Raw genomic sequence first — 3,466 nt, 5'->3', positions numbered from 1 at the left:
CCGAGTCCCGAGTCCCGAGTCCCGAGTCCCGAGTCCCGAGTCCCGAGTCCCGAGTCCCGAGTCCCGAGTCCCGAGTCCCGAGTCCCGAGTCCCGAGTCCCGAGTCCCGAGTCCCGAGTCCCGAGTCCCGAGTCCCGAGTTACCCCAATTCCCGGGCGCTCAGTCCCGTTTCGTCCAGTCGCAGATAGCCGCCACGGCCGTCGTGCCAGTCGGCAATCACCCAGCGCTCGCTTGCGCATGGCTCGCATCTGATCGGGGTGTGGCCCGGGCGGTGGGTGTGGCCGTGTATCAATAGCGGCCAGCCGTATTCGTCCATCAGCGCATAGAGTGCGGCATCGGTCACATCGCCATTTTCGGTATACCCCTGTTCCCGTTTCATGCCTTCGCTCTGGCTGCGTGCCAAGCGGGCAATGGCGTGGCGTTCTGCCAGCGGTTTGGCCAGTAGCGCCTTTTGCCATAGCGGATTGCGGCTCATGGCACGGAATTGCTGATAGGCGGTGTCGGCAGTGCACAGCGCATCACCGTGGCTGAGTACAATATCGCGGCCATAGGCGGATAACAGGGTCGGGTCCGGCAGCAAGCTTGCACCGCTGGCCTGCTCGAAGCCTGCGCCCAGCAAGAAGTCGCGGTTGCCGTGCATCACATACAAGGGGGTGTTTTGGGCAAAGGCGTGCATGGCGGCGGTCATGCGGGTATTGAAGTTGGAGCTGTCGTCGTCTCCCACCCAGTATTCAAACAAATCGCCCAAAATGTAGAGCGCGTCTAGATGTCCTGCCCAGTCTTGTAGTGTGCGCTCGAATAGGGCGGCAAGTTCGGGGACATCTTCGGACAGGTGCAGGTCGGAAATGAAATGGATGGGCATGTGCGTGCTGTATCCGGGGCGGCGGGGCCTGTAGTAAAAAACGGGCAGCGGCCTAGACCTAGCTGCCCGTCTGTATGGGTGACGGCTTGCGGATACCCTAATCCGCAAGCCTGGCCAATCAGATGATTTCGGCTTTTTCGAGGACGACGGCTTCCACCGGAACATCCTGATGCATGCCTTTGCGGCCGGTCTTGGTGGTCTTGATGCGGTCAACCACATCCTTGCCTTCCACCACCTTGCCAAATACGGCGTAGCCCCAGCCATTGGAGGTTTCGGACTGGAAGTTGAGGAAGTCGTTATCGGCCACATTGATAAAGAACTGGGCGGAGGCCGAATGCGGTGCCGGCGTGCGAGCCATGGCCACGGTGTAGTTCGCGTTCTTCAGGCCGTTATTGGCTTCGTTCTTGATATTGTCGCGAGTCGGTTTTTGTTCCATATCGGCAGTAAAACCACCGCCCTGAACCATGAAGCCGTTGATGACGCGGTGGAAAATGGTGCCGTCGTAGTGGCCGTCCTTAACATACTGCTCGAAGTTGGCGGCGGTCAGCGGCGCTTTTTCGTGATCCAGTTCCAGTACGATATCGCCGAAGTTGGTCGTCAGTTTGATCATGGTATTTGTCCTTGATTAAGAGGTTTACTGCTCGGATTTGATAATGACTTTTTGTACGATGGTGGGTTCCTGCGGAACATCCTGCATGCCGTCCTTATAGCCGGTGCGGCTCTTGGCAATGCGGTTCACGATGTCCATTCCCTTGCTGACCTTGCCGAAGACTGCATAGCCCCAGCCTTGGTTGGTCTTGCCTTTGTGGTCGAGGAATTCATTGTCGGCCACATTGATGAAGAACTGGCTGCCGGCTGAATGGGGATCTGAGGTGCGCGCCATGGCCAAGGTGCCGATGCGGTTTTTCAGGCCGTTATCGGCTTCGTTAACGACTTTGGCCTTGGCCGCTTTTTCAGACAGCGAGCCGTTTTTTATCTCGAAGCCGCCACCTTGCACCATGAAGCCGTCGATCACGCGATGGAACATCGTGCCGTTGTAGTGGCCGCTTTTGGCGTAGGCGAGGAAGTTGGCGACAGTCTTGGGTGCCTTGGCAGCATCCAGCGTGACTTCGATCGAGCCCTTGTTGGTGACCAATTCCACCACTGGTGCAGCGAGGGTGATAGCAGGCAGGCTGCACAAGAGCAGGGAAGTGAGCAAGCGTTTCATCGGTATCTCTCGTAATGTGGCGGGTGTTTGCGACGCACGGATTCTAGCATAGCCGCCATGCACGGCTAGTCTTGGGCTGCAAGATGCATAGCAAGGCGGTGTAGTTGATCTTTTCTCACTGAATTTTTACCCACATGAAATTTTATTGCGCAATTTGATTCGTTTTTGTATTTTTTCGCTTGAATTTGCTTGTCTAAGTGCGCAGTCAGAGCTTAGACTCTGCGCTCTAAAAAGCGACCGCTATCCCGCTAAAGGTGGGGGCGTGTATGCACCAGACGAATTCAGACCACGGCAGCTTAAGCTGCCCGGAGACCCGCATGATCCGTTTTAACCGCACCTCATTGTTGATTGCAGCCCTGTTTGCCGCCGCGCCTGCGGTGCACGCCGCCGGCTTCCAGTTGTCCGAGCAGAGTATTGTCGGCCTGGGCCGCGCCCATGCGGGTGCCGGCGTCGCCGGTGATGATTTGTCGGCCGTATTCTACAATCCGGCCGGCATGATGCTGCTGAACGGCACACAAGTGCAGGGCGGTTTTACTTATGCCGAGATCGATGCGCCATTTGAAGGAACGTCCACTACCGGCAAGCGCTTCAGCGATAATGGCCGTGCCGGTGGCGAGGCGATTCCGAATGCCTTCTTCGTCAAGGAAATCAACGAACGTACCCGTTTCGGCTTTGGCGTCACCGTCCCCTTCGGCCTGGGGTCGGGTTATGGTGAAGACTGGGGCGGGCGTAGCGGCGGTATCGAAGCTCACGTGATGACGGTCGACTTCAACCCGTCCTTGGCTTATCAGCTGGACGACAAGTGGAGTATCGGTGGCGGGGTATCGGCGCAATATACCAAGGCCAATCTGAAGAAGGGTGACAAAGCAGATATTCCAAATGTGGGAACTTTTAATGCGAGTGGAGAAATTGAAGCCGATAGCTGGGATTACGGCTACAACTTGGGCCTGATGTATCAGTTTGATGCCGATAGCCGTGTTGGCCTGTCTTATCGCTCCAAGATCCAGCATGAAACAGAAGGCGACTTTACTAAAGAGGTTGCTGACTTAAACGTCAGTAAGGTCTATCACGGCTCGACCAATGTGACCACGCCGGAATCCATCCTACTGTCCGGCTATCATCGCATCGATCCTAAACTGGCACTGACCGGCAGCCTGCGCTGGAGTAACTGGAGCCGTTTCGATGTGCTCGATATCAAGAGTAATGGTACGACGGCTTCGACAATTAATAACAACTGGAAAGCCAGCTGGTTTGCATCGCTTGGTGCCGATTACAACTACAGCGACAAGCTGACCCTGCGTGGTGGCGTGGCATATGAAACCAGCCCGGTGCCGGACGCCGAGCACCGTAATCCGCTGATTCCCGATACCGACCGCGTGTGGCTGAGCCTGGGTGGCA

5 protein-coding genes are annotated in these 3,466 nt (G+C 56.7%); 2 read left to right on the top strand and 3 right to left on the bottom strand.

Translation table 11 applies throughout. The features are described from left to right. Positions 1-187, top strand: a 187-nt coding sequence (locus ACRC1E_RS13920) for a hypothetical protein (RefSeq protein WP_438515690.1), incomplete at its 5' end; no start/stop codon positions are given. Here the strand turns inward: ACRC1E_RS13920 and ACRC1E_RS13915 are convergent. The 3 genes from ACRC1E_RS13915 to ACRC1E_RS13905 form a co-directional block, all read right to left on the bottom strand. After that, complete coding sequence (locus ACRC1E_RS13915; protein ID WP_438515689.1) at positions 139-861, bottom strand: UDP-2,3-diacylglucosamine diphosphatase; 723 nt, start codon at positions 859-861, stop codon at positions 139-141. The genes ACRC1E_RS13920 and ACRC1E_RS13915 overlap by 49 nt on opposite strands. A 118-nt stretch (positions 862-979) precedes the next feature. Further along, positions 980-1,471: a peptidylprolyl isomerase gene (locus tag ACRC1E_RS13910; protein ID WP_438515688.1), complete on the bottom strand. Its 492-nt coding sequence runs from the start codon at positions 1,469-1,471 to the stop codon at positions 980-982. A 24-nt stretch (positions 1,472-1,495) separates the two neighbouring features. Further along, a complete protein-coding gene (locus ACRC1E_RS13905) occupies positions 1,496-2,068 on the bottom strand; it encodes a peptidylprolyl isomerase (protein ID WP_438515687.1) in 573 nt (190 codons plus the stop codon). Between the two features lie 317 nt (positions 2,069-2,385). Between ACRC1E_RS13905 and ACRC1E_RS13900 the strand changes: the two genes are divergently transcribed. Next, on the top strand, positions 2,386-3,466 hold a 1,081-nt coding region (locus tag ACRC1E_RS13900), incomplete at its 3' end, for an OmpP1/FadL family transporter (RefSeq protein WP_438515686.1).

It is taken from the genome of Craterilacuibacter sp., from assembly GCF_051659485.1.
Taxonomy (GTDB): domain Bacteria; phylum Pseudomonadota; class Gammaproteobacteria; order Burkholderiales; family Chromobacteriaceae; genus Craterilacuibacter.
Note: the sequence above shows the minus strand (reverse complement) of the source record. Positions and strands in the feature narration are given on the sequence as shown.